Raw genomic sequence first — 23924 nt, 5'->3', positions numbered from 1 at the left:
GATGAGCGCCTGCGCAGCCGAAGCGCCCGCACCCCCCGCCGAGACAGCGGTCGAATCCGACGATCGCCCCGCCCGCAGCCAGGGCGTGCTGGTCGACGGTGTCGCAGACGGCGCTCCGGGGTGCTCCGCGGCGGTGGGGGTCGAGGGCGCCGTGGTCTGGGCCGGAGCCCGCGGCCTCGCGGACATCGCCACTGGCGCCGATCTGACCACTGACACCGCGTTCGACATCGCCTCGGTCTCCAAACAGTTCACGGCGACCGCCGTCCTGCTGCTGGTGGACCGGCACCAGCTCGCGCTCGACGACACCTTGGCGACGCACGTGGCGGGACTTCCGCCGTGGGCCGCCGGCGTCACCATCGGGCAGCTGATGCATCAGACCAGCGGGATCCCCGATTACATGGGGCTGCTCGAAGACGCCGGTTTCAACTTGACCGACCGCACCACGAACGCCGACACCCTGAGGGCGCTGGGGGCCGTGACTGAACTCGATTTCGAGCCCGGCACGGAGTTCGAGTACTCGAACTCGAACTACGTGCTGCTGGCCGAGATCGTCGAACGGACGGCGCGGCAACCGCTCTCGGCATTTCTGTCGGCGCGGATCTTCTGGCCGCTCGAGCTGGACATGGTCCTCGACCCCGCCGCTCCGGTCCCCGGCGCCGCGGTCCCTTATACGGGCGCCGACGGCGAATTCGCGCCAGCGCGCACCGCATGGCTGCAGGTCGGTGACGGGTCGATCCAGACCGCGCCGAGCCAGCTGGTGCGCTGGGCGGACAACTACCGCACCGGCGAAGTCGGCGGTCGGACGTTGCTCGACGCCCAGCTCGCCGGGGCGGTCGAGACCGGAGACGGCGACCGGTACGGTGCGGGCATCTACGAGTACGCCAACGGCGCGCTCGGCCACGACGGAGCCTGGGGCGGCTTTGTCACCGACTTCCGGATCGATCGCGACCGGCGTACGTCGGTGGCGGTGAGCTGCAACAGCGACACGCAGGATCCGAGCGCCCTCGCCGACGCGCTCGCCCGGATCTGGGGCTGAGCGCGTGTCGGGTGCCTGAGACGGCGGACAACCTAGAATGGCCTCGTGACGTCGGAGCTAACCCATGCCTTGAACACTGTAGACACCGTCGACAGAGCCGCCGCCACCCCCGACCATCCCCAGCCCTTCCGCGAACTCGGCCTCAAGGGCGACGAGTATCAGCGGATCCGCGAAATCCTGGGCCGCAGGCCGACCGACGCCGAACTGGCGATGTATTCGGTGATGTGGAGCGAACACTGTTCGTACAAGTCGTCGAAGGTGCACCTGCGCTACTTCGGCGAGACCACCACCGACGAAATGCGCAAGACAATGCTGGCCGGTATCGGCGAGAACGCCGGCGTCGTCGACATCGGTGACGGCTGGGCCGCCACCTTCAAGGTGGAGTCACACAACCACCCGTCCTACATCGAGCCCTACCAGGGCGCGGCCACCGGCGTCGGCGGCATTGTCCGCGACATCATGGCCATGGGCGCGCGCCCGGTCGCGGTGATGGACCAGTTGCGCTTCGGCGCGCCCGACGCACCCGACACCCGCCGCGTCGTCGACGGGGTGGTACGCGGCATCGGCGGCTACGGCAACTCGTTGGGACTGCCCAACATCGGCGGCGAGACCGTGTTCGACGCGTCCTACGGCGGCAACCCGTTGGTCAACGCGCTGTGTGTGGGGGTGCTGCGCAAAGAGGACCTGCACCTGGCGTTCGCGTCCGGCACCGGCAACAAGATCATCCTGTTCGGTGCCCGCACCGGCCTCGACGGCATCGGCGGCGTGAGCGTGCTGGCGTCCGAGACGTTCGGCGGGGACGAGAGCGGTGCTGCGGGACGCAAGAAGCTGCCCAGTGTCCAGGTGGGCGACCCGTTCATGGAGAAGGTGCTCATCGAGTGCTGTCTCGAGCTTTACGCAGGCGGCCTCGTGGTCGGTATCCAGGACCTCGGGGGAGCCGGATTATCTTGCGCCACATCTGAACTCGCTTCGGCCGGTGACGGTGGTATGCGCATCGAGTTGGATGCGGTGCCGTTGCGCGCGGCGAACATGACGCCCGCCGAGATCCTGTCGAGCGAGTCGCAGGAACGCATGTGCGCTGTCGTCACGCCCGAGAACGTCGAGGCGTTCATGGCCGTCTGCCGTAAGTGGGAGGTGCTGGCCACGGTCATCGGCGAGGTCACCGACGGCGATCGCCTGCAGATCACCTGGCACGGCGAGACCGTCGTCGACGTACCGCCGCGCACCGTCGCGCACGAAGGCCCGGTCTATGAGCGGCCGGTGCAGCGGCCCGAGACACAGGACGCGCTCAACGCCGACACCACCGCCAAGCTGCCGCGGCCTTCGACGGGTGATGAGCTCAAGGCGACTCTGCTTGCGCTGCTTGGCAGTCCACACCTGTGCAGCCGCGCGTTCATCACCGAGCAGTACGACCGCTACGTGCGGGGCAACACCGTGCTGGCCGAAGACGCCGACGGCGGCCTGTTGCGTGTCGACGAGACCACGGGCCGCGGCATCGCTCTCTCGACCGACGCGTCGGGTCGTTACACCGCGCTCGACCCCTACACCGGCGCGCAGCTGGCGCTGGCCGAGGCCTACCGCAACGTCGCGGTCACCGGTGCGACACCGGTCGCGGTGACCAACTGCCTGAACTTCGGCTCACCGGAGGATCCCGGGGTCATGTGGCAGTTCAGCCAGGCCGTGCGCGGGTTGGCCGACGGCGCTGCGGCGCTGGGGATTCCAGTGACCGGCGGCAACGTGAGCTTCTACAACCAGACCGGCACCACCGCGATCCTGCCCACCCCGGTGGTCGGTGTGCTCGGGGTGATCGACGACGTCAAACGTCGCATTCCGACCGGCTTCGGCGATGAACCCGGCGAGACGTTGATGCTCCTGGGCGACACCCGCGACGAGTTCGACGGGTCGATCTGGGCGCAGGTCACCGCCGATCACCTGGGCGGGTTGCCGCCGAAGGTGGACCTCGCGCGCGAGAAACTGCTCGCCGAGGTGCTCACCGCCGCGTCGCGCGACGGCCTGGTCTCCGCGGCGCACGACCTGTCCGAGGGCGGCCTGATCCAGGCCGTCGTCGAGGCCGCGCTTCGCGGCGAAACCGGTTGTCGCATCGTGCTTCCCGAGGAATGGCAGGACGGCACAGATCCGTTCACGTTCCTGTTCTCTGAATCGGCGGGACGGGTCCTTGTCGCGGTGCCGCGCACCGAGGAGAGCCGCTTCCGCGCGATGTGCGAGGCTCGCGGACTGCCGGCCACGCGCATCGGCGTGGTGGACCAGGCCAGCGAGGCGATCGAGGTTCAGGGCCTGTTCACCGTCACTCTGGAGGACCTGCGCAGCACGTCGGAGAGCGTGCTGCCCAGGTTGTTCGGGTGAGTGAGACCACCCGACAACAGCACCCCATATATGTCTGGGCGTGGCGCCTGCTCCGCCTCGACTTCGTCGGAATCGCGTTCAGCGCGCTGTTCTTCTGCCTGTCGCTGACCCCCTCGCTGTTACCCCGGGACTGGCTGTTCGCGGGCCTGATCGGCGGCATCAACGCCGCCATCGGCTACGGTATCGGCGTCTTCATCGCAAAGATGTTGCGCCGCTTCGTGTTACGACGGGTCAACTGGTGGCCCCCGCCGAAGCGGGTGCTGTGGGTGGCCAAGAGTGCCACGGTGATGCTGGCCCTCGGGGCCAGCATCCTCATGGTGATCCCCGCCGCCGCCTGGCAGCGGCAGGTGTCGGCGGTAATGGGCATGGAAGGTCCCACCACGTTCGGATATCTGCGCACGCTGGTGCTCGCGGCGTTCGTCGGTGCGGCGTGCGTGGCCACCGCCCGCGTGCTGCTCGACATCATCAAGACGATGGCCCGGTTCTTCATCCGCCGGTGGCATCTACACGACGAAGTGGCATTGTTCATCGGCACCGCGATCGTCGTGGTGCTCGCCATCATGCTGATCAACGGTGTGCTGGTTCGTGGATTCCTCGCCGGTGCCAACCGCGTGTTCCAGCCGCAGAACACCACGACCAGGGCAGGCGTCGTCCAGCCGCTCGAACCCGAAAAGTCGGGCAGCCCGGAGTCGTTCGCAGCCTGGGACACCCTGGGTTATCAGGGTCGCAACTTCGTGGCGACCGGGCCGGACGCCGAGGAACTCACCGAGCTGAACGGCACACCCGCCAAGGAGCCCATCCGCGTGTACGTCGGCCTGCAGACCGCCGACACCGACGAGCAGCGGATGGCGGTGTTGCTCAGCGAACTCGAGCGTACGGGCGCCTTCGAACGCGAGCTGCTGGTGATCGTTCCCACCACCGGCACCGGCTGGATCAATCCCGTTGCGGCGCGATCGCTGGAGATGATGTACAACGGCGACACCGCTCTGGTGGGTTCGCAGTACTCCTTCCTGCCGAGCTGGATCTCCTTCCTCGGCGACCAGCAGAAGTCGATGAAATCCGGGCGCATGATGATCGACGCCATCCATCAACGTTGGGAACAACTTCCGCGGGACCGGCGACCCAAGCTCGTGCTCTACGGGGAGAGCCTCGGCTCGATGGCGGGCCAGGGTGCGTTCGACTGGCTGCCCGACATCTCGCGGATGGGCTTCTCGTCGGTGCTGTGGGTGGGCCCGCCGAACGCGAGCCCGCTGTGGAGCGCGATCACCGCGCGGCGTGATCCCCGAACCCCCGAAGTCGAACCTCGCTACGACAACGGCCGCACCGTGCGCTTCTCGCAGGCCACCGATCCCGCGCAGATCGCGAAGGTCGCCGCCACGCCGTGGGAGGGTACGCGTGTGTTGTTCCTGCAGCACCCCTCCGATCCGGTCGTGTGGTGGTCGACCGACCTTCTGTTCACCCGGCCGGACTGGTTGCGCGAACCGCCCGGCATCGACCGCACCGCATCGATGCGGTGGTATCCGATCGTCACCTTCGGACAGGTCGCCGCCGATATGACGAATGCGAGTTCGGTGCCGGGCGGCCACGGCCACAACTACGGCGACCTGGTGCTCGACGGGTGGGCCGCGGTCGCGCCGCCGCCAGGGTGGACTCCCGAGGACACCGAACGGATCCGCACCGCCCTGAGCAAGACCGAGTCCGAGGACGGGCCCGAATACTGATGGGAGCGGGGAGGTTTCGGGCGCTCGCCGTTGCGGTCGCGTTGGTGGGATGGAGCTTCATCGCGCCCCGGGTGCGGTTCCATCCGATGTGGAATGCCGCGTTGGGCGCAGGCGTCTACGCGCTCGCGCGTCCTCCGCTCGGGTTGCGCCCACCGGCGCTGTGGTCGGGCCTGCGCTACGGGCTGGCCGCCGCCGCGCCGATCGCGTTGGGAGTCGCCGTCGGCACCGCGATCCCGTCGGTGCGGCGCGGAATGGCCGCCCGAGAACTGCCCGACCATCCCGTGCGGTGGATGGCGCTCGACATCCCGATCGGCACCGTCTGGCCCGAGGAGGTCGCCTACCGCGCCACGTTGGGCCACACCGCCGAGACCGCGTTCCAGCCTGCGGGCGGGCGCCTGCTGCAAGCGGTGGCGTTCGGTCTCTGGCACATCATGGACGCCCGCATCACGCGCAACCCGGTGCTGGGCACCGTGCTGTTCACCGGCGTCGCGGGCTGGTTGTTCGGGTGGTTGCACGCGCGGTCGGGCAGCGTCGTGGCGCCGATGCTGGCCCATCTGGCCGCCAACGAAGCCGCGGCATTGGCGGCACTGGCCGTGCAGCGGCGCATAGAGTCCCGGTCATGAGCACAGCAGGGCGAGCCCGTTCGCGCACCTTCGTCGTGACCGGTGCGGCATCGGGTATCGGCCTGGCCACCGCGAGGCGCCTGCTCGCCGAGGGCGGCACCGTGATCGGCGCGGACGTGGTCGAGCCACGCGAGAACCCGGGCGACGGTTTCGAGTTCGTCAGCGCCGACGTCACCGACGAGACCGCGGTCGCCTCCGTCTTCGCCGCGGTGAGTGGTCGCCTCGACGGTGTCGTGCACGCCGCTGGGGTGGCCGGCGGCGGGCCGGTACACCTGCTCGAGCGCGCAGAGTGGGACCGCGTCATCGCGGTCAACCTCACCGGGACGTTCCTGGTGGTCAAGGCCGCGCTGGCGAAGATGATCCAACAACCGCGGGCAGACGGTGAGCGCGGGTCGATCGTCACGCTGGCCAGCGTCGAAGGGCTGGAGGGCACGGCAGGCGGCAGCAGCTACAACGCCGCCAAAGGGGGTGTCGTGATCCTGACCAAGAACATCGCAGTCGACTACGGCCCTAGCGGTATCCGCGCCAACGCCATCTGCCCCGGCTTCATCGACACCCCGATGCTGGAAAGCGTGATGGGACTGGAGGGTATGGAGGGCCCGCTGCAGTCCATCACCGAAGAACATGCTTTGCAAAGGCGCGGCAGGCCGGACGAGATCGCGTCGGTCGCAGCGTTTCTCGTCTCACCCGATGCGTCGTTCGTCACCGGTCAGGCGATCGCGGTCGACGGCGGTTACACCGCCGGGCGCGACCACGGCGTGGTGAAACTGTTCGGCTTCCCCGACTGAGGCTCTCAGGGATTGATGGTCAGCTCGCCGATCTGGCGGCCCCACACGTACTCGATGAACATCGGCTGGCCGAGTTCGAGGTGGTTGTACGGGGCGATGCTGGCACCGGTGTCCATCACCAGGTACGGCGTCGGATACAGGTCACGGGTGATGTCCTGCCAGCAGCCCGGCCGGCCTTCCGGCCCGCCCCTCGCGTTGACCCGCGGCAGGTTGTCCGGGTAGATGTACGGGTTGCCTGCGCCGGCCAGGATGCCGCCACCGCCCGTCAGCGAATACCCGTTGCCGCCCAACGTCTTCGCCACTCGGGGCTGCACTTCGGCGTACTTGCGGATGGTGCACACGATCGCGGGGCTGTGGTGGTCGAACAGCTGTGCCGTCGGCACCAGGTCTGCGGCGCCGCGCACGAGATAGGGGCCGCCGCGTTCGATGGTGTCGGCCGCGACGTCGGCGAAACCGAGTGCTGCCATCAGGGCGGTGTCGATGTCGGTGCGGTGCTCGTTGAACGTGCGGGCGGAGGCCGCGGCGTTCCGCAATCCGTCCCACAGGTCCACCGACGCGTCGGCGTAGACCTCGGCGAGATCGGCCAGCAGGCGAGTGTCGGTGCGGATGGCCGGCATCCGTGCGTTGAGGTCGTCGAGGATCCGGTCGCCGTTCACCAGCGAGTCGCCGAAACCGCTGCCGCCGAGGCCGCTCAGCGCTTCGGCCGTCGCCGCCAACGTCTGGTTCAGCTTGATCGGGTCGACCTTCTCGGCGAGCGCGATGACCGTCTCGAAAACGGTGTTGAACTCGGTCGTCACCGCGGATGCCTCGATCACAGCCCCGGCCGAGATATGTTGTGCCGAGGCATCGTCCGGAGACTCCAGCGAGACGTACTTGTTGCCGAACACGGTGGTGGCCCGAATCTCGGCCGTCACGTTTGCCGGAATGCGTTCCAGATAGCGCGGATTGACGTTCAACGACAACTCCGCCGGCTTCCCTGCGGCATTGTGGACATGGGAGATTGCGCTGACCCGGCCGATTTCGACTCCGTTGTAGGTCACCTTGGCTCCCCGTTCGACCACCAGACCCGCGCGCGGCGACAGCACGGTCAGCTGCGCCTTGCGGCTCAGGTCGCCGCGGAACTGGAGGTAGAGCAGGCTCGCCGCAACGGTCGCGACGATCAACAGCACCGCACCGGCCACCTTGTACGGCGGCTTGTGACGGTCGACAAACACTTTGAGACAGTAGGTTATGGCCGCCCGTCACACAGCCGATCCGGCGAAGACCCGCGCCGCGGTGGAAGCGCTCGTCGACTGGCTGCGCGATGACTCGCGGGCGGCACCGTCGCGCACCCAACTCGGCGAGGCGGTCCGGTTGACGGCGCGCACGCTCGCGGCGTCGGCGCCGGGTTCCAGCGTCGAGGTTCGCGTGCCGCCGTTCGTCGCGGTGCAGTGCATCGAAGGCCCGGCGCACCGGCGCGGTAACCCGCCCAACGTGGTCGAAACCGATCCGCGGACGTGGCTGCTGTTGGCGACCGGCCTGGCCACCATGGCCGACGCCGCAGCAGACGGCACGCTGGTCATGTCGGGCTCACGCGCCGCTGAGATCGCCGACTGGCTACCGATACTGCGGCTCTGGCCGGCGACGGTCACCGGAAGTACGGATAGTCCTGAACCCAGTTGAAGCCGCGGGTGCGCAGCGGAAAGCTGTTGTGGTCCATTCGCCGCAACGACATGGCGACCGGCCTGCCGTCGAGGTGCCCGTGAAGACGCAGCTGGTCCGGGGTGAGCCGCTCGACCGTTAGGGTGGCGGTGCCGGACACTTCGAGCGTGCCCGCAGTGTCGTCGAAAAGCGCAGGCGCCGAGACTAACTCGCCGTTCATGCGTTGATACGTCACCAGCTCGGGTTGGTCGAAGACCACACGCTGCCAACGTTGCTCGTCGGTGGTCATCGGTGGGTGCAAGGCGCCGTCGAGGTGAAATTCGGTGACCGACCAGATGCCGTATGCGTCGTGCTTGGCGCGTCCGCCGCCGTACGACTGCCAGCCCTGCCAAGTCAACGCCACGCCTCCGATCGGTACCCAGCCCCCAGCAGGGCCTGCACCACTGCCGCGATCCGGTTGGCTAGGCGCCACGGGGTCGCTGCACATCGTCGGTGTCCTTGGGCATGTCCGGGTCCGGCAACGGCCACTTCGGTCGCGGACACGGTCGCTTCCACCAATTGTCGGCCCGGATGTTCAGGGGGTCGCGATAGGCGTGGGGTGCGGCCGTGAAGGTGACTATCGACGGCCGTCCTGAACGTGTCCCACGACACGCCCCGCAGGTGCGAAGCTGTTCAGGAATGCCCGTAGACTCGTGGCATCAGCCACCCTCCCCTCGGAGCAGCCCTATCGTGACCGGCGAGCAGACGGATACGGATAACGAACCCCGCGAAGAGTGCGGCGTATTCGGCGTCTGGGCGCCGGGTGAAGAGGTCGCCAAGCTCACGTACTACGGCTTGTACGCCCTGCAACACCGCGGGCAGGAGGCGGCGGGCATCGCCGTCGCCGACGGCTCTCAGGTGCTGGTCTTCAAGGATCTGGGCCTGGTGAGCCAGGTGTTCGACGAGCAGACGCTGGCCGCGATGGAAGGCCACGTCGCGATCGGGCACTGTCGCTATTCGACCACCGGGTCGACCACGTGGGAGAACGCCCAGCCGGTATTCCGCAACACCTCGGCCGGCACCGGCGTGGCCCTGGGACACAACGGCAACCTCGTGAACGCCGCCGAGTTGGCGGCCCGGGCCCGTGAGGCCGGGCTGCTCGACACCAGGGGCGCTCCGGTGGCGACCACCGACTCCGACATCCTCGGCGCCCTGCTGGCCCACGGTGCGGCCGATTCGACGCTCGAGCAGGCCGCTCTCGAACTGCTGCCCACGGTGCGCGGCGCGTTCTGTCTGACGTGGATGGACGAAAACACCCTGTATGCGGCCCGCGACCCGTACGGAGTGCGGCCGCTGGCGCTGGGGCGGTTGGACCGCGGCTGGGTCGTCGCCTCGGAGACCGCGGCGCTCGATATCGTCGGCGCCTCCTTCGTCCGCGACATCGAACCGGGCGAGCTGCTGGCGATCGACGCCGACGGGGTGCGATCCACCCGCTTCGCCAGCCCCGAGCCCAAGGGCTGCGTCTTCGAATACGTCTATCTCGCGCGGCCCGACAGCACGCTGGCCGGGCGATCGGTGCACGCGACGCGCGTCGACATCGGGCGCCGGCTGGCCAGGGAGATGCCGGTCGAGGCCGACCTGGTGATCGGCGTGCCGGAGTCGGGCACACCCGCCGCGGTGGGCTACGCGCAGGAGTCCGGAATCCCGTACGGCCAGGGCCTGATGAAGAACGCCTATGTCGGGCGCACCTTCATCCAGCCGTCCCAGACCATCCGTCAACTGGGCATCCGGCTCAAGCTCAACCCGCTCAAGGAGGTGATCCGCGGGCGGCGCCTGATCGTCGTCGACGATTCGATCGTCCGCGGCAACACCCAGCGCGCCCTGATCCGGATGCTGCGGGAGGCGGGGGCGGTCGAGGTGCACGTGCGCATCGCATCCCCGCCCGTGAAGTGGCCGTGCTTCTACGGCATCGACTTCGCCACCCCGGCCGAGCTGATCGCCAACGCCGTCGACGACGAGAACGAGATGCTCGAGGCGGTGCGCCACGCGATCGGTGCCGACACGCTTGGCTACATCTCCAAGCAGGGCATGATCGCGGCCACCGAACAGCCCGCATCGCGGTTGTGCAGCGCATGCTTCGACGGCAAGTACCCGATCGAGTTGCCGGGCGAATCGGCGTTGGGCAAGAACGTGATCGAACACATGCTCTCGACCGCCGCCAAGAGCGGTATCCCGCTGCAGTCCGGCAACGACAACGTCTCGGCGCTTCGTCGTCCGTAGCTGCAACCGTCGCCCGTAACTACGTCCCCACGTGCGCCCAGTGCGGATCGGTCGGTAACGGCCCCCTCTTCAGGGCTTTGGCCACCGCTTCCCGGTAACCGGTGAGACCGCCGTCGGGCGGCGCGATGACGTCGTCGATGTCGTGGTCGGCCTTCACCGCGTCACACTCCAGCGACTCCACCAGCGGGCGCGCCAGCCCGCCGGGGAGCGGGGTCACCAACCCGATCCACCAGCTCGCGATTGTCGGTGTGAGCCAAGGCAATACGACCATCATGCGGCGTCGGCGTCCCGCAACCTCGGCGTACACCTGCATCGCCTCGCCGTACTCGAAGACGTCCGGCCCGCCAATGTCCCACGTGCGCGACGTGGGCACCGGCGCCGTGGCGGCCTCCGCCAGATAGTGCAATGCATCGTCGATCGCGATGGGCTGGATCTTGTTGTGCACCCACTTCGGCGTGGTCATCAGCGGCAGCCGGTTGGTCAGGTGGCGGATCATCTCGAACGACGCCGAACCCGCACCGATCACGATGCCGGCCTGCAAGACCACGGTCTCGATCCCGGACTCGAGCAGGATCTCGCCGACGTCGGTCCGGGACTGAAGGTGCGGGGAGAGATCGGCTCCCGCGGGGTGCAGTCCGCTCAGGTACACCAGTCGCTTGACGCCCACATCGCGGGCGGCGGCAACGACGTTGCGGGCCGAGCGGGCCTCCTCGTCGACGAAATTGGACGAGCTGCCCATCGAATGCACCAGGTAGTAGACGACGTCGCTGCCGGCGAACGCTTCTCGCAGCGAGTTGGCGTCCCCGAGGTCGCCGCGTGCCACCTCGACCCGGTCGCGCCACGGCACAGCGTCGAGTTTGTCGGGGTTGCGCGCCAGCGCACGTACCGTGTGGCCGCGGTCGAGCAACGCGGGCACCAACCGGCCACCGATGTAGCCGGTCGCTCCGGTCACCAAGCAACGGATCTCGTCAGTCACCCCGCCGGGATCGCCGATTTGGGCGTCAGGCAAACCCGCAACCGGGATCGGGCATGTCAACCGACAGCGGTGTGCCAGTGGGCTTGATGTAGAGCACCCACATCACCAGTGGCGCCGGGCCCAGGTTGCGGCCGATGTGCACGTTGCCAGGACCGGTGGCCTCGGTGATCGGTGCGCCCGGCGGATAGACGCCGTCGGGCGCGCAGTTGGCCGCGGCGTCATGGGTGAGCGTGCCCTCGCGGATCACCCCGTACACCCGGCCGTCGTGATAGTGCCAGCCGGTGCTGCCGCCGGGCGCGATGGTGATCTCGCGGGTGACGTAGTCGATTCCGTCGACCGTCGCCTCCGAGAGCGTCCTTGCTTGCACGCCGGACGACGGCGTCGCGGCCGCTTCGGCCTGGCCGAACAACGCGATGGCGACCGTCACCGACGCGCACAGGGCAGAGGCGGACCAGCGAACTGTTGTCATGAGCGGTCAGATTGGCACACCGTGGGCAACCGCGCGACATCTCGGCCGGAGTGGAGACCGCCGTAGGCGGTTACCGCGGCGCGGCGAACACCGGTAGCCTTTACCGCGATGACCGAACGCGCCGAACCTGCCGGCATCTCCTACGCGTCGGCCGGGGTCGACATCGAAGCCGGTGACCGCGCCGTCGAACTCCTCAAACCGCTCGCCGAGAAGGCGACCCGACCCGAGGTGCGCGGCGGTATCGGCGGCTTCGCCGGACTGTTCGCGCTGCGCGGCGGCTACCGGGAGCCGGTGCTGGCCTCCTCCACCGACGGAGTCGGCACCAAGCTGGTGGTGGCCCAGGCCATGGACAAGCACGACACCGTCGGAATCGACCTGGTCGCGATGGTCGTCGACGATCTGGTCGTCTGCGGTGCCGAACCGCTGTTTCTACAGGACTACATCGCGGTGGGCCGCACGGTTCCCGAGCGGATCAGCGAACTAGTGGCAGGCATCGCCAATGGCTGCCTGCAGGCCGGTTGCGCACTGCTCGGCGGTGAGACGGCCGAACATCCCGGTCTGATGGCGCCCGACCACTACGACATCTCGGCGACCGGGGTGGGCGTGGTCGAGGCCGATGACGTGCTCGGCCCTGATCGGGTCAAGCCCGGCGACGTGCTGATCGCGATGGCCTCGACGGGCTTGCACTCGAACGGATACTCGCTGGCGCGCAAGGTGCTGCTCGAGATCGACCGGATGAACCTGGCCGGCCATGTCGAAGAGTTCGGCCGCACTCTGGGCGAGGAGCTTCTGGAGCCGACCCGGATCTATGCCAAGGATTGTCTGGCGCTGGCCGCCGAAACCCAGGTTCGCACGTTCTGCCATGTCACCGGCGGCGGGTTGGCCGGAAACCTCGAGCGCGTGATCCCGCATGGTCTGGTCGCCGAAATCGACCGTGGCACGTGGACTCCGGCACCGGTGTTCGCGATGATCGGGCAGCGCGGACGGGTCGAGCGCGTCGAGATGGAGCGGACCTTCAACATGGGCGTCGGGATGGTCGCGATTGTCGCGCCCGAAGACACCGACCGCGCCCTGGCGATCCTGACCGCGCGCCACCTGAACTGCTGGACGCTGGGAACGGTCAAAAAGGGCGGTAAGGACGGCCCACGAGCCGAGCTCGTCGGGCAGCACCCGCGCTTTTAGGGGTCAGCGACGCCAGTCGTCCTCGTCGACCCACTCGTCGGCCACCGGATCGGTGCCGTTCAGGTCGTTCTCGGAAGCGCCCGACAGCTCTTGCTGAAGCCGCTTTAAGTCGGTCTGTGGTGAGCTGTACTTAAGCTCACGAGCAACCTTGGTCTGCTTTGCCTTCGCCCGGCCGCGGCCCATGGGGGGACCCCCTCGCGCAATAACGGAGCGGCCCAATTGTTAGGCGGCTCCGATCTGATCTGTTTTTTATCGTCCTGCCAACACTTTAGCGTGCTTGGCCTCGCGGCGCTGGCAGGGCCTCGTCACGGCCGCGCCCCGCCGCGGAGCTGCTCGACCGCCCGCCGCCCGGCACCTGCGACGTCGGGTGGCGGAAGCGAGTCCGCGTCGATGACGGCCGGCACGCCGTCGATGGTCAATTCGGTGTCCGCGGGCAGGCCGCGCTTGAGCAGCGCCAGCGCCACCGGCCCCTCGTCGACGTGGTCGACGACGGTGCCGAGACGCCCGACGGTCCGGCCGCCGGCCAGCACCGGGTCGCCGGTGGCCGGTCGGTCGCTGGAACCGTCGAGGTGCAGCCGGACCAGCATTCGGGGCGGTTTGCCCAGGTTGTGCACCCGCGCGACCGTCTCCTGTCCGCGGTAACAGCCCTTGTCCAAATGCACGGCGGGGCCGATCCAGCCCACCTCGTGCGGGATCGTGCGCTCATCGGTGTCCACTCCCAGGCGCGCCCGCAGCGCGGCGACACGGTGCGCCTCGTATGCCCAGATCCCAGCGGGCCGGATCCCGGCGTCGGTGAGCCGCCGCAGCCACGGCTGCACCTGGTCACGGGGGACGACCAGGTCGAGTTCGACTCCGTCGCCGCGGAGACGACGTAGGAAGCCGCCCTCGGTGAGCGCGACAGCCGTCTGCTGCGCCGGAAGCGAATCGACACCCAGCGCGCCGAGCACCCCACCATCACCCAACCGCGGCCCGAGCAGGGACAACACCGCCAGATCGGCAGGTTCGACCGCGACGTCGGACCAGAACACCATCTTGCGCAGGTAGCCCAACAGCGGCTCGCCGCGCGACGGTTCGGTGTCGAGATAGGTGATGTCGCCGAGTTCGGTCTGCACCCAGTGATCTTCGACACGGCCCTGCCCGTCGAGGCTGAGATTCTCGGTGACCGCGCCGTCGGACAGCTCGCTGACGTGCTGGGTGGTGAGGTTGTGCAGCCACGCCCTGCGGTCAGCGCCCGTGAGCGTGAGTACGGCGCGATGCGAGCGGTCCACCACGACGGCGGCGTCGGCGGCGGCCCGTTGTTCACCCAGCGGATCGCCGTAATGCCATACGGCGCCTGCATCGGGTCCGGTGTCGGGAGCAGGGACGGCGGGTCCAGAAGATGTCACAGGTCAACTCTACGTTCGGCGCGCGACGGCCCACGGCTACGCTGTGGGCCCATGGCTGGCGAACCCGGGGTCGTGGTGACCCTTGACGGGCGACTGCACGACCCCGCGGCGCCGCTGCTGCACGCCGACGACCTCGCGGCTGTGCGCGGCGACGGCGTCTTCGAGACACTGCTGATCCGCGATGGTCGGCCATGCCTGCTCGAAGCCCACCTGTCCCGGCTCACCCAGTCGGCGCGGATGATCGACCTGCCCGACCCCGACCTGCCGCGCTGGCGCTCCGCGGTGTCCGCGGCCGTGGCCCAATGGACGTCGCAGACCGGCGAGGAGGGCGTGCTGCGGCTGGTGTACAGCAGGGGACGGGAAGGCGGTTCGCCCCCGACGGCGTTCGCGACGGTCGGGTCGTTACCCGCGCGAGTGACCGAGGTGCGCCGCAACGGCCTTGCCGCGCTGACGCTGGCGCGCGGACTCGCCTCCGACGGCGCGGATGAGATGCCGTGGCTGCTCGCCGGTGCCAAGACGCTGTCGTACGCGGTGAACATGGCCGCGTTGCGACATGCCGAACGCAGCGGCGCGGGCGACGTGATCTTCGTCGGCACCGACGGGTTCATCCTCGAGGGTCCGCGCTCGACGGTCGTGATCGCCGCGGAGTCCGAGCCCGGTGCGGGCGATATCGCGTTCTTCACACCACCGCCGTGGTTTCCGATCCTGCGCGGCACCACGCAGCAGGCGCTGTTCGACGTCGCCCGCGACAAGGGCTACGACTGCGACTACCGCTCGCTGCGACCAGCGGATCTGCGTACCGCACAGGGTGTTTGGCTGGTGTCGAGCATCACGTTGGCCGCGCGGGTGCACACCCTGGACGGGACACCGCTGACGCTTAGCCCGCTGGCGGCCGAGTTCGCCGAACTCGTCGACGCCGCGATCGTGTGTGATCGCTGAACGCTGAATGGCCCGTAATCCGGTTGTCGCCTCTTGCACGCGCGGGTAGCGTCGCTCGTACACAGGAGAGGAGGTGGTCCGGAATTTTGAGTGACTTATGGACTTGTGAGGTGGCTGCGAGCTAGCAGCGCCAGGGGAATGAGCTGACGGCTCTTCGCGTCCTGCGCGCGCTGGCGAATTCCCCGCAGTCACCCGGCCCCCGAGCCCCTCGGTCTTGTCCGCCAGGAACACACGGCTCGGGGGCCGCCCCATATCTGAAGGCCGAATCGGTAGCGAACCGTTGCACGCCTGGACTCGCGCTTCCCACGTGCGCCGGGCGATGATGCGGCCATGCGCATCGTCAAGAAGCTCGGCGTGCTGCTGACCGCCCTCGCGGCCGTGACGGCCTGTGCGAGCACCGCTGAGCCCTACAGCTCGCCGGACCCGCGGGACTGTCACAAAGACAAGCTGGCGACCCTGTACAAGGGCATCTTCACCTTCGGAACCGATCGGCCGGTGTACCCGCCGTGGTACATGGGAGACAACCCGGCCAACGGGGAAGGCTTCGAATCGGCGCTCGCGTACGCCATCGCGAACCGGCTCGGTTACGCCGCGACAGACGTGCGATGGGTGCGGGTGCCGTTCGGAGAAGCCATCGCCGCGGGCGCGAAATCGTTCGACGCCAACCTGACCCAGTTCTCCATCACCGAACAGCGCAGGGCCGCCGTCGACTTCTCGACGCCGTACTTCGACGTGAACCAAGCCGTGGTCACCGTCAAGGGTTCGCCTGCGGCCGGCGTCAAAAATCTCGATGACCTCAAAATGCTGCGGCTCGGAGCGCAGGTCGGCAGCACCAGTCACACCGCCGCGCTGGCGGTCGGCAAGAGTAGCGCGGTCACGGTGTACAACACCAACGGCGACGCGAAACTCGCGCTCTCCGACGGCGAGATCGACGCGCTGATCGCCGATCTGCCGACCGCGTTCGCGATCGTCGGCGAGTTGCGCGACGGAATGATGGTCGGCCAGCTGCCCGCAGGGGACCAAGCCGCGGAGCAGTTCGGTTTGGTGCTCGCCAAACGCAGCGGGTTGACCGCGTGCATCTCCTCGGTCGTGGACTCGCTACGCGACGACGGCACGCTGGCGCAGTTGCGCGGCGAATGGTTGGCGGATGCAGGGAAGGCCCCGCAACTGGCTTAGCCGGCGGGGCCGGGCGCGAACGTGGCGCACGCCTGCATGGCCTCGTTCCAGGCCTCGGCGTCGACACCGGGTGGCGGGCCGGCAGGTCCTGGCGCAGCGGGTACGCCGTGGTCGCTCAGACACTGCGCCAGTGAACCGTGACCGGCTGGGGTCTCGGACGTGGTGGTCTGGGCGGGGGCTTCGGACGTGGTGGTCTGCGCCGGAGCCGGTGAGGTGGTGGGCTGCTGCTCGTCCGGTGGCTCGGACGCACAACCTGCGAGCGCTGCGGCCGCGGCGGCGATGCCGGCGAAGAACATGATCGCGCGCATCAGCCGGCGAACCTCGACAGCCGGGCCGACAGGTGGGGGACCAGGCCGCCGTCGGCGTCGACGCGCTCCTCGACGTAGGCCAGATCACCGCCCTCGACGATGCCGTACAGCCGTTTGGCGCCACCGACCAGCATCCCGGACTTGCTGCGCGCCAACGCATCGGTGACCAGTTCCCACGACGACTGGGACAGGGGGCGGCCGTAGAACAGCTCGATATAGCCCGCGGAATGGGCCAGCAGCAGTTCGATGGCCTGCGATTCAGAAGGGTCGGCCGGATCGTTGACGAAGCGCCAGAAGCCGGACTCGCGCAGCGTGTGCCCCTCGAAGCCACCCGACTCGCTGAGGCGCCACGAGCGCGCTTCCCAGATCAGGTAGTCGCTGCCGTCATGGGAGGCCACGATCTGCTGGCCGAACCGGTAGTCACCGTCGGCGCCGCGGCCCTCGCCTTCGCCGCGCCAGACACCGACGAGCGGCAGCAGCGCCAGCAGCGCGTCGTCGAGGTTCGCGCCCTCGCGGAGATTGGCGGTGTCGGCAGGTGCGGGAAGATCGCCGAAGGCCGGGATGTTGCGCGCGGCGGTCGTTTTCGCTCGTTCTGCGGCGGCCGCTACTGCGTCGTCTCCGGACGTCACGACTCGTCGGTGATCAGCCGGTACACCGCGTACAACGCGAACCAGGTGATCACCAGGGTCGCGGCTACGAGCAGGAGTTCGAAGAACAGCACCACGGGCACGAGTCTAGTCGGCGGCCGAAGGCAGAGTGCACCAGCCTCCGCATGGCCTCGTGCGCCGAAACTGAACTTGTGTGCGGAGTCCGCGCGGATCTTCGCACACAAGTTCACTTTCGAGCTGAAACGCTCAGGCGACCTTGACGTCGACCTCGTGGATGCCCGCGCCGGAGGGCGCCACGACGGCGTCACCGTTGCCGACCTTCGACAGCGCGCGCAGCGTCCACGTGCCGGGCGCGGCGAAGAACCGGAAATCACCGGTGGCCGACGCGACCACCTCGGCGGTGAACTCGTCAGAGCTGTCCAGAAGGCGCACGAACGCGCCGCCGACGGCCTGTCCCGACCCGTCAACGACGCGGCCGGTGATCACCGTCTCCTTCTCCAAGTCGACGCTGGCGGGCAACGTCAGGCCTTGATTCGGGGCAGAGCACATATCAATTTCCCAACTCGATCGGGGCCCCCACCAGGGAGCCGTATTCGGTCCAACTGCCGTCGTAGTTCTTGACGTTCTTGTGTCCGAGCAGTTCCTGCAGTACGAACCAGGTGTGCGACGAGCGCTCACCGATTCGGCAGTAAGCGATGGTCTCCTTCTCACCGTCCAGCCCGGCCTCGGCGTACAGCTTCTCCAGCGCCTCATCGGATTTGAAGGTGCCGTCGTCGTTGGCCGCCTTGCTCCACGGAACATTGATGGCGCCGGGGATATGCCCGGGTCGCTGGCTCTGCTCCTGGGGCAGGTGCGCAGGAGCCAGGATCTTGCCGGAGAACTCGTCGGGGGAGCGCACGTCGACGAGGTTCTTGCTGTCGATCGCCGCGATCACCTCGTCGCGGAAGGCGCGGATGCTGTTGTCGGGGGCCTTGGCGGTGTAGCTGGTCGCGGGTCGCTTGACCACCTCGGTGGACAGCGGACGTCCGTCGAGCTCCCACTTCTTGCGGCCGCCGTCGAGCAGCTTGACGTCCTGGTGCCCGTACAGCTTGAAGTACCAGTAGGCGTACGCGGCGAACCAGTTGTTGTTGCCGCCGTACAGGACCACGGTGTCGTCGTTCGAGATGCCGCGCTCGCTCAGCAGTTTCGAAAACTGTTCCTGGTCAACGAAATCGCGACGCACCGGGTCTTGGAGGTCGGTCTTCCAGTCGATCTTGACCGCGCCCTCGATGTGGCCGTCGTCGTAGGCGCTGGTGTCTTCGTCGACCTCGACGAACACGATGTTCGGTGCGTTGAGATTGCTCTCGGCCCAGTCGGCCGTGACCAGGACGTCGGAGCGTGCCATAGAGGAAATCCTTTCGATTGCTTCAGGTTTGAAGTTCTATGCGGGTGACGGTGCGCTTGTGTTCTTTCGAACGCGCGCGACGAGCGGGTAGAGCTGGCAGCCCAGGCAGATGCCGAAGGCCGCATTGAGGAACGCCGCCACCAGCGCGAGGCCGGTGGCGATAAGACCGAGCAGCCCGAGGCCGGTCGCGAACCCGACGACGCCGGCCACCGCGAAGACGAGCCCGACGAACTGCGCGAACATCAGCGGCGCCACCGGCTCCTTCTCGCTCACGGGCCCCAGCCGCGGGGCCACGAGCCGAGCGAAGATCAGGCCGTAGGGATGTGAACGCGGCCCGCGCCATGCCCCGACGGCGAACACCGCCGCCTGCAGGCCCAGCACGACCGCCGAGGCCACCGGGCTCACCGGCCACAGCAGCAGGGTTGCCACCAGCACGACGGTCGTGACCCAGGCGGCGAACCGCGGCCCGCGCACGTCCACCTGGTCAGATGTCCGGCTTCGTGTTGTCGACATATCTGTCGTTGACATTCGTGCGCTCCTGTTGCGGTCATGGGCTGGGCTGGGCTGGGAAGGACCACAGGGGTCGCTCCCGAGTGCGGCGCGAAGAAGGGCGCGGCTACTCAGCAGCTGCGACAACAACAGCAAGAACCCGCAACGCGGCACAGATCGACTGCGCGGCGCTTGGTGAGCATCGGCTCGAGGCGGGCGGACACGCCGGACAGCTTACCAATCGACACGGTGATCAAGCCAACAGCGGTTCCAGAGCCGAGCGCAGGTCAGCGGCCTTGGGGACACCGTGAGTCCGATAGCGGGGCCGACCGTCCCTGTCGAACAGGATGGTGGTGGGAAGCGAGAGCACCGAAAGACGCCGCGCCGCCTGCGGGTTGGCGTCGATGTCGATCTCGATGTGGGCGACCGCCGGTAGCTCGGCACAGACCGCGTCGACCACCGTGCGCACCGCGGCGCACGGCCCGCACCACTCGGCAGAGAAGTGCACGACCGTCGGTCCGGTCGTCGACAGGCCGAGGTCGCTGGTGTCGACGTTGGCCGCGTCCTCGCTCGCCGCGCGCAAGCCCGCTCGAAGCGTGAGCAGCCGCCCGATCACGAAAGCCACGCCGAGCGCCGCGATGAGCACGGTGATCGCCAAGACCCAGGAAGAGTTCATGACAGATGGAACTCGGTGAGCGCGACGGATACTTCCTCGGCGATGCCCTCGATGATGATGTCCGAGCCTCGGGCACCCTGCGCGGTCGGCGCCAGCGCGAACGGCAACTTCTGTCCGGGCAGGCTCGCGGTGAACGCGGCCAGCACGGCGTCCTCCTTGTCGTCGGGCACCTCCTGATCGGCCGTGCCGGGGCCGGTCAGCACGCCGGTGGCCGTCATCACCAACGTCGTCTGGTCCGGTCCGGCGACTTCGAGGTCCACCGCGATGCTCACCCTCTCGTGGAAGTCGGCTTTCGTCGGCGTTCCCGTGAACACCACGCCCTTGTTACTGGAGATACCCGATTCCGTGGTGCCGCCCGTGGCGTCGTTGCTCTCTCCCGTCGGCGCCTCGACCAGCAGATCCGGGATGTCCATGAACCGGCCCAGATGCGTCGAGTCGATGATGACGCGGCTCTCGGCCTTGCCGACCCGCAGCGTGGCGTCGGGCTCGACGATCCACGAATCGCCCGGCAGATCGATGTCGTGCAGCGTCGCCTCCAACGACGCCTTGCCGACCACCCGGTTGCCGACGCCGTTCGCCCTGATCTCGACCTCGTCGTAATGACGGTCGGCCGCCTGGGTGGTGAACGGGAACCCGAGGATCGCCACCGACGGGTCGTGTTGCAGGTCAGCGGCGGTGCGCACGCTTCTGGCCAGCCGATATTCGGCGTAGATCGCCGCTCCGAAATCGGCTCCGACGGCGCACAGGGCGACCGCCAGCACCGTCGCCAACACCCCGAGCACCAGCTTGCGCACCCGCACATTCTGGCCCACGGCGGGCTCAACGCTTCGTTCGACGCAGCTGAAGAGCGGGTTGCACGCTATCGTTAGAAAACCATCGCCCCGGTAACGGGCGCATGTCGAGCATGAATCTGGGGAGTCACCGACCGACAAAGATGTCCAGGCGAGGTCCCTATGGCTGTTGGAGGGCCAGTTGGATCTACTGCTATTGACAGTCGACCCACACCCTGAGGCTGTGCTGCCGTCGCTGTCGCTTCTCGCTCACACGGTGCGTACCGCCCCGACCGAGGTGTCGTCGCTTCTGGAGGCGGGCAGCGCCGACGTCGCGATCGTCGACGCACGTACCGACCTCGCCGCGGCCCGCGGGTTGTGCAGGCTGCTGGGCACGACCGGCACCTCGGTGCCGGTGGTGGCCGTCGTCAACGAAGGCGGACTGGTGGCCGTCAACGTCGAGTGGGGTCTTGACGAGATCCTGCTGCCCAGCACCGGGCCCGCCGAGATCGACGCGCGGCTGCGGCTGCTCGTCGGACGCCGCGGCGGAGTGGCCAACCAGGAGAACGTCGGCAAGATCAGCCTCGGCGAACTGGTGATCGACGAGGGCACCTACACCGTCCGCCTTCGCGGCCGCCCCCTCGACCTGACCTACAAGGAATTCGAGCTGCTCAAGTACCTGGCCCAGCACGCCGGCCGGGTCTTCACCCGCGCGCAGCTGCTGCAGGAGGTCTGGGGTTACGACTTCTTCGGCGGCACCCGCACGGTGGATGTGCACGTGCGACGGTTGCGCGCCAAGCTCGGCCCCGAATACGAATCGCTGATCGGCACCGTGCGCAACGTCGGCTACAAGGCGGTCCGACCGGCTCGCGGGCGCGCGTCCACCCCCGAAGCCGCGGTCCCCGACGACATCGACGGCGTGGATTTGGAGACGCCGGACGGTATAGCCGAAGCGTTGGCCGACCCGCTGCGAAGCCCGTGACGGAACTTCTCTGGCGCACCGAACTCTCCGGCGACGAGCAGCGTCGCATCCATGAACTGATCGAGGCCGCCACCTCAGCGGACGGCGTCGCCCCGGTCGGCGAGCAGGTGCTGCGGGAACTGCCGCACGACCGCACCCGCCACCTGGTGGCCCGCGACGACGAGGACATCGTCGGCTATCTGAACCTCGCCGGGGACGATGAGTCGGTGATGGCCGAAGCGGTCGTGCACCCGCGCTCGCGGCGTCGCGGGATCGGTGCGGCGCTGGTGCGAAAGGGCCTCGCCGAGGGCGGAGACGACGCCCGCGTGTGGGCGCACGGCAACCTGGAGGCGGCACGCGCGACCGCCGCCTCGCTCGGGCTGACGGTGGTGCGCGAACTCCTGCAGATGCGGCGTCCGCTGACCGACCTGCCGCCGACACCGACACCCGACGGTGTCCGCATCACCACCTATTCCGGCCCGGCAGAGGACGCCGCGCTGCTGCGGGTCAACAACGCGGCCTTCGTCTGGCACCCCGAACAGGGTGGATGGACCCAGGCCGACATCGACGAGCGCCGTGGCGAACCGTGGTTCGACCCCGACGGTTTGTTCCTGGCCGTCGATGAGGACACCGATGAATTGCTCGGATTTCACTGGACGAAGATCCACGACGCCGACCTCGGCGAGGTCTATGTCGTCGGCGTCGATCCAGCGGCCCAGGGTCGCGGCCTCGGCGCAGTGCTGACCCTGACCGGTCTCCATCACCTCGCCGAGCGACTGTCGGGGAGTGCGGATTCCGCCGTGATGCTTTACGTGGAAGCAGATAACTCCGCGGCGGTGAACACCTACCGAAAGCTCGGCTTCACGGTGTTCTCCGTCGATGCCGCTTATGCGCAGCGTGTCGACCGCTAGCTGGGAAACCACGGCCAACTAACTGAACGTGTTCACCGCCCGTTCACCTGTCATCCGCGATTCGTCCACCGGCGCCGCATACGTTGCCAGGGAGTTCAAGCCGTCCGATTCGAAAGTGGGACTCGTGAAGTTCAACCTTGGCAAGACCACCTGCAGCCCGCTGCTGACCACGTTCTCGGTGGCAGCGATCGCGGCGTTGACCCTGTCGGCGTGTGGCAGCGACAACAACGCCGGGACCACTGCGACCACGGGCGGTGACGGGGCGGCGTCGTCGGTCGAGTGCGGCGGCAAGAACTCCGTCACGGCCGAAGGTTCGACGGCTCAACAGAACGCGATCGCCGAGTTCAACAAGGTCTGGGGCCAGCACTGCCCGGGTAAGAACCTGTCGTACAACCCCACCGGATCCGGCGCCGGACGCGAGCAGTTCATCGCCGGTCAGGTCGATTTCGCCGGATCGGATTCGGCTCTGTCGGGCGATCAGGTCCAGCAGGCCGCCCAGCGCTGCGACGGCAACCCGGCATGGAACCTTCCGCTGGTCTTCGGCCCAGTCGCGTTGGCCTACAACATCGAAGGCGTCGACAAGCTGATTCTCAACGCCGACCTGCTCGCGAAGATCTTCCAGGGACAGATCACCAAGTGGAACGATCCCGCGATCGCTGCGCTCAACGACGGAACCAACCTGCCGGACATCGGCATCACGCCCATCTACCGATCGGACTCCTCCGGAACCACCGACAACTTCCAGAAGTACCTCGCCGCCGCGGCCCCTCAGAGTTGGATCAAGGGCGAGGGCAGCGAGTTCCAGGGCGGTGCCGGCGAAGGCGCCCAGAAGTCGGCAGGCGTCGTGCAGGCCGTGCAGGCGACCGGCGGATCGATCGGCTACGTGGAGAAGGGCTTCGCCGAACAGGGTGGTGTGCCGTTCGCCCAAATCGACAGTGGCGCAGGCGCGGTCGAGCTTACCGATGAGTCGGCCAAGAAGGCGATCGACGTTGCGACGTTCGCCGCGGAGGGCAACGACCTGACGCTCGACTTGAACTCGTTGTACGGGACGAAGGAGCCCGGCGCCTACCCGTTGGTGCTCGCCACGTACGAGATCGTCTGCTCGAAGGGCTACGACCCCGAAACCGCCGCGGCGGTCAAGTCGTTCCTCACGATCTCCGCCAACGACGGCCAGCAGAACCTCTCGCCCGCGGGCTATGTGCCGTTGCCGGACCGCTTCAAGGAACGACTCCTGACATCCATCGAAGCGATTGCCTAG

At 68.0% G+C, this 23924-nt stretch carries 27 protein-coding genes; 13 read left to right on the top strand and 14 right to left on the bottom strand.

Annotated features, from left to right (window positions below):
• Position 1: 1 nt before the first annotated feature.
• The 5 genes from A5759_RS13640 (at position 2) to A5759_RS13620 (ending at position 6532) form a co-directional block, all read left to right on the top strand.
• Positions 2–1036: a serine hydrolase gene (locus A5759_RS13640; protein ID WP_156616925.1), complete on the top strand. Its 1035-nt coding sequence runs from the start codon at positions 2–4 to the stop codon at positions 1034–1036.
• 69 nt (positions 1037–1105) lie between these two features.
• A complete protein-coding gene (purL, locus tag A5759_RS13635) occupies positions 1106–3400 on the top strand; it encodes a phosphoribosylformylglycinamidine synthase subunit PurL (protein WP_197506036.1) in 2295 nt (764 codons plus the stop codon).
• Complete coding sequence (locus A5759_RS13630; protein WP_068198509.1) at positions 3397–5121, top strand: alpha/beta-hydrolase family protein; 1725 nt, start codon at positions 3397–3399, stop codon at positions 5119–5121. The genes purL and A5759_RS13630 overlap by 4 nt, the downstream gene beginning before the upstream one ends.
• A complete protein-coding gene (locus A5759_RS13625; RefSeq protein WP_068198504.1) occupies positions 5121–5744 on the top strand; it encodes a CPBP family intramembrane glutamic endopeptidase in 624 nt (207 codons plus the stop codon). Before A5759_RS13630 ends, A5759_RS13625 begins: the two co-directional genes overlap by 1 nt.
• Positions 5741–6532, top strand: coding sequence for an SDR family NAD(P)-dependent oxidoreductase (locus A5759_RS13620; RefSeq protein ID WP_068198500.1), 792 nt, complete (start codon positions 5741–5743; stop codon positions 6530–6532). The genes A5759_RS13625 and A5759_RS13620 overlap by 4 nt, the downstream gene beginning before the upstream one ends.
• Before the next feature lie 5 nt (positions 6533–6537).
• Here A5759_RS13620 and A5759_RS13615 read toward each other — a convergent pair whose 3' ends face one another.
• Entirely contained in the window at positions 6538–7746 is a 1209-nt protein-coding gene (locus tag A5759_RS13615) for an MCE family protein (protein WP_068198498.1), read from the bottom strand.
• 16 nt (positions 7747–7762) lie between these two features.
• Here A5759_RS13615 and A5759_RS13610 point away from each other — a divergent pair, with 16 nt between their 5' ends.
• Complete coding sequence (locus A5759_RS13610; RefSeq protein WP_068198495.1) at positions 7763–8194, top strand: sterol carrier family protein; 432 nt, start codon at positions 7763–7765, stop codon at positions 8192–8194.
• On the opposite strand, the gene A5759_RS13605 is transcribed toward A5759_RS13610, so the two are convergent.
• Positions 8160–8576 (bottom strand): hypothetical protein, encoded by a 417-nt coding sequence (locus tag A5759_RS13605; RefSeq protein WP_068198493.1) that lies wholly within the window; start codon positions 8574–8576, stop codon positions 8160–8162. The genes A5759_RS13610 and A5759_RS13605 overlap by 35 nt on opposite strands.
• Positions 8577–8902: 326 nt before the next feature.
• On the opposite strand from A5759_RS13605, the gene purF reads away from it, so the two are divergent.
• Positions 8903–10432, top strand: a complete 1530-nt coding sequence (gene purF, locus A5759_RS13600; RefSeq protein ID WP_064348064.1) for an amidophosphoribosyltransferase — start codon at positions 8903–8905, stop codon at positions 10430–10432.
• Between the two features lie 19 nt (positions 10433–10451).
• Here purF and A5759_RS13595 read toward each other — a convergent pair whose 3' ends face one another.
• Together A5759_RS13595 and A5759_RS13590 are read right to left on the bottom strand one after the other, a co-directional pair.
• Positions 10452–11408 carry an NAD(P)H-binding protein gene (locus A5759_RS13595; RefSeq protein WP_068198490.1) on the bottom strand — a complete coding sequence of 319 codons (957 nt, stop codon included), beginning with the start codon at positions 11406–11408 and terminating at the stop codon, positions 10452–10454.
• 25 nt (positions 11409–11433) lie between these two features.
• A complete protein-coding gene (locus A5759_RS13590; protein WP_068198488.1) occupies positions 11434–11877 on the bottom strand; it encodes a cupin in 444 nt (147 codons plus the stop codon).
• Between the two features lie 108 nt (positions 11878–11985).
• Here A5759_RS13590 and purM point away from each other — a divergent pair, with 108 nt between their 5' ends.
• Positions 11986–13059 (top strand): phosphoribosylformylglycinamidine cyclo-ligase, encoded by a 1074-nt coding sequence (purM, locus tag A5759_RS13585; protein ID WP_064424988.1) that lies wholly within the window; start codon positions 11986–11988, stop codon positions 13057–13059.
• A gap of 3 nt (positions 13060–13062) precedes the next feature.
• Here the strand turns inward: purM and A5759_RS13580 are convergent, their stop codons facing one another.
• Together A5759_RS13580 and A5759_RS13575 are read right to left on the bottom strand one after the other, a co-directional pair.
• On the bottom strand, positions 13063–13242 hold the full coding sequence (locus tag A5759_RS13580; RefSeq protein WP_064395225.1) for a DUF3073 domain-containing protein: 180 nt from the start codon (positions 13240–13242) through the stop codon (positions 13063–13065).
• Between the two features lie 122 nt (positions 13243–13364).
• A complete protein-coding gene (locus A5759_RS13575) occupies positions 13365–14444 on the bottom strand; it encodes a folate-binding protein YgfZ (RefSeq protein WP_068198486.1) in 1080 nt (359 codons plus the stop codon).
• A gap of 51 nt (positions 14445–14495) precedes the next feature.
• Here A5759_RS13575 and A5759_RS13570 point away from each other — a divergent pair, with 51 nt between their 5' ends.
• Positions 14496–15383, top strand: a complete 888-nt coding sequence (locus A5759_RS13570; protein WP_068198484.1) for an aminodeoxychorismate lyase — start codon at positions 14496–14498, stop codon at positions 15381–15383.
• A 330-nt stretch (positions 15384–15713) separates the two neighbouring features.
• On the top strand, positions 15714–16559 hold the full coding sequence (locus A5759_RS13565; protein ID WP_068198481.1) for an ABC transporter substrate-binding protein: 846 nt from the start codon (positions 15714–15716) through the stop codon (positions 16557–16559).
• Here A5759_RS13565 and A5759_RS13560 read toward each other — a convergent pair.
• From A5759_RS13560 to lmeA, 8 genes are all read right to left on the bottom strand, one after another.
• Positions 16556–16867, bottom strand: coding sequence for a hypothetical protein (locus A5759_RS13560; RefSeq protein ID WP_068198476.1), 312 nt, complete (start codon positions 16865–16867; stop codon positions 16556–16558). The two genes, A5759_RS13565 and A5759_RS13560, sit on opposite strands and share 4 nt — an antisense overlap.
• On the bottom strand, positions 16867–17496 hold the full coding sequence (locus tag A5759_RS13555) for an FABP family protein (protein WP_068198473.1): 630 nt from the start codon (positions 17494–17496) through the stop codon (positions 16867–16869). The genes A5759_RS13560 and A5759_RS13555 overlap by 1 nt, the downstream gene beginning before the upstream one ends.
• Positions 17497–17721: 225 nt before the next feature.
• Positions 17722–18024 (bottom strand): DUF1416 domain-containing protein, encoded by a 303-nt coding sequence (locus A5759_RS13550; RefSeq protein WP_068198470.1) that lies wholly within the window; start codon positions 18022–18024, stop codon positions 17722–17724.
• A gap of 1 nt (position 18025) precedes the next feature.
• Positions 18026–18859, bottom strand: a complete 834-nt coding sequence (locus tag A5759_RS13545; RefSeq protein ID WP_066844278.1) for a sulfurtransferase — start codon at positions 18857–18859, stop codon at positions 18026–18028.
• Positions 18860–18895: 36 nt separating this feature from the next.
• Positions 18896–19372 (bottom strand): DUF4395 domain-containing protein, encoded by a 477-nt coding sequence (locus tag A5759_RS13540; RefSeq protein ID WP_156616924.1) that lies wholly within the window; start codon positions 19370–19372, stop codon positions 18896–18898.
• Positions 19373–19479: 107 nt separating this feature from the next.
• Positions 19480–19572, bottom strand: coding sequence for an Ms5788A family Cys-rich leader peptide (locus A5759_RS26570; RefSeq protein WP_369816201.1), 93 nt, complete (start codon positions 19570–19572; stop codon positions 19480–19482).
• Between the two features lie 29 nt (positions 19573–19601).
• Positions 19602–20024: a thioredoxin family protein gene (locus A5759_RS13535; RefSeq protein ID WP_068198464.1), complete on the bottom strand. Its 423-nt coding sequence runs from the start codon at positions 20022–20024 to the stop codon at positions 19602–19604.
• Positions 20021–20836, bottom strand: a complete 816-nt coding sequence (gene lmeA / locus A5759_RS13530; protein WP_231984633.1) for a mannan chain length control protein LmeA — start codon at positions 20834–20836, stop codon at positions 20021–20023. Before lmeA ends, A5759_RS13535 begins: the two co-directional genes overlap by 4 nt.
• A 160-nt stretch (positions 20837–20996) precedes the next feature.
• Between lmeA and A5759_RS13525 the strand changes: the two genes are divergently transcribed.
• The 3 genes from A5759_RS13525 (at position 20997) to pstS (ending at position 23924) form a co-directional block, all read left to right on the top strand.
• Positions 20997–21776 (top strand): response regulator transcription factor, encoded by a 780-nt coding sequence (locus A5759_RS13525; protein WP_068198899.1) that lies wholly within the window; start codon positions 20997–20999, stop codon positions 21774–21776.
• Positions 21773–22666 carry a mycothiol synthase gene (gene mshD, locus A5759_RS13520; RefSeq protein WP_068198461.1) on the top strand — a complete coding sequence of 298 codons (894 nt, stop codon included), beginning with the start codon at positions 21773–21775 and terminating at the stop codon, positions 22664–22666. Before A5759_RS13525 ends, mshD begins: the two co-directional genes overlap by 4 nt.
• 124 nt (positions 22667–22790) lie before the next feature.
• Positions 22791–23924: a phosphate ABC transporter substrate-binding protein PstS gene (gene pstS / locus A5759_RS13515; RefSeq protein ID WP_068198898.1), complete on the top strand. Its 1134-nt coding sequence runs from the start codon at positions 22791–22793 to the stop codon at positions 23922–23924.

The sequence above is a fragment of the Mycobacterium sp. 852014-52144_SCH5372336 genome (assembly GCF_001665615.1).
GTDB lineage: Bacteria > Actinomycetota > Actinomycetes > Mycobacteriales > Mycobacteriaceae > Mycobacterium > Mycobacterium neumannii_A.
The sequence above is the reverse complement of the archived record's forward strand: the minus strand, read 5'-3'. Positions and strand labels throughout refer to the sequence as shown.

Coding starts and splice junctions, on each gene's coding strand:
- A5759_RS13640 (WP_156616925.1), top strand. CDS start 2: ATGAGCGCCTGCGCAGCCGAAGCGCCCGCACCCCCCGCCGAGACAGCG.
- A5759_RS13625 (WP_068198504.1), top strand. CDS start 5,121: ATGGGAGCGGGGAGGTTTCGGGCGCTCGCCGTTGCGGTCGCGTTGGTG.
- A5759_RS13620 (WP_068198500.1), top strand. CDS start 5,741: ATGAGCACAGCAGGGCGAGCCCGTTCGCGCACCTTCGTCGTGACCGGT.
- A5759_RS13610 (WP_068198495.1), top strand. CDS start 7,763: ATGGCCGCCCGTCACACAGCCGATCCGGCGAAGACCCGCGCCGCGGTG.
- A5759_RS13590 (WP_068198488.1), bottom strand. CDS start 11,877: ATGACAACAGTTCGCTGGTCCGCCTCTGCCCTGTGCGCGTCGGTGACG.
- purM (WP_064424988.1), top strand. CDS start 11,986: ATGACCGAACGCGCCGAACCTGCCGGCATCTCCTACGCGTCGGCCGGG.
- A5759_RS13580 (WP_064395225.1), bottom strand. CDS start 13,242: ATGGGCCGCGGCCGGGCGAAGGCAAAGCAGACCAAGGTTGCTCGTGAG.
- A5759_RS13570 (WP_068198484.1), top strand. CDS start 14,496: ATGGCTGGCGAACCCGGGGTCGTGGTGACCCTTGACGGGCGACTGCAC.
- A5759_RS13565 (WP_068198481.1), top strand. CDS start 15,714: ATGCGCATCGTCAAGAAGCTCGGCGTGCTGCTGACCGCCCTCGCGGCC.
- A5759_RS13560 (WP_068198476.1), bottom strand. CDS start 16,867: ATGCGCGCGATCATGTTCTTCGCCGGCATCGCCGCCGCGGCCGCAGCG.
- A5759_RS13550 (WP_068198470.1), bottom strand. CDS start 18,024: ATGTGCTCTGCCCCGAATCAAGGCCTGACGTTGCCCGCCAGCGTCGAC.
- A5759_RS13545 (WP_066844278.1), bottom strand. CDS start 18,859: ATGGCACGCTCCGACGTCCTGGTCACGGCCGACTGGGCCGAGAGCAAT.
- A5759_RS13540 (WP_156616924.1), bottom strand. CDS start 19,372: ATGTCGACAACACGAAGCCGGACATCTGACCAGGTGGACGTGCGCGGG.
- A5759_RS13535 (WP_068198464.1), bottom strand. CDS start 20,024: ATGAACTCTTCCTGGGTCTTGGCGATCACCGTGCTCATCGCGGCGCTC.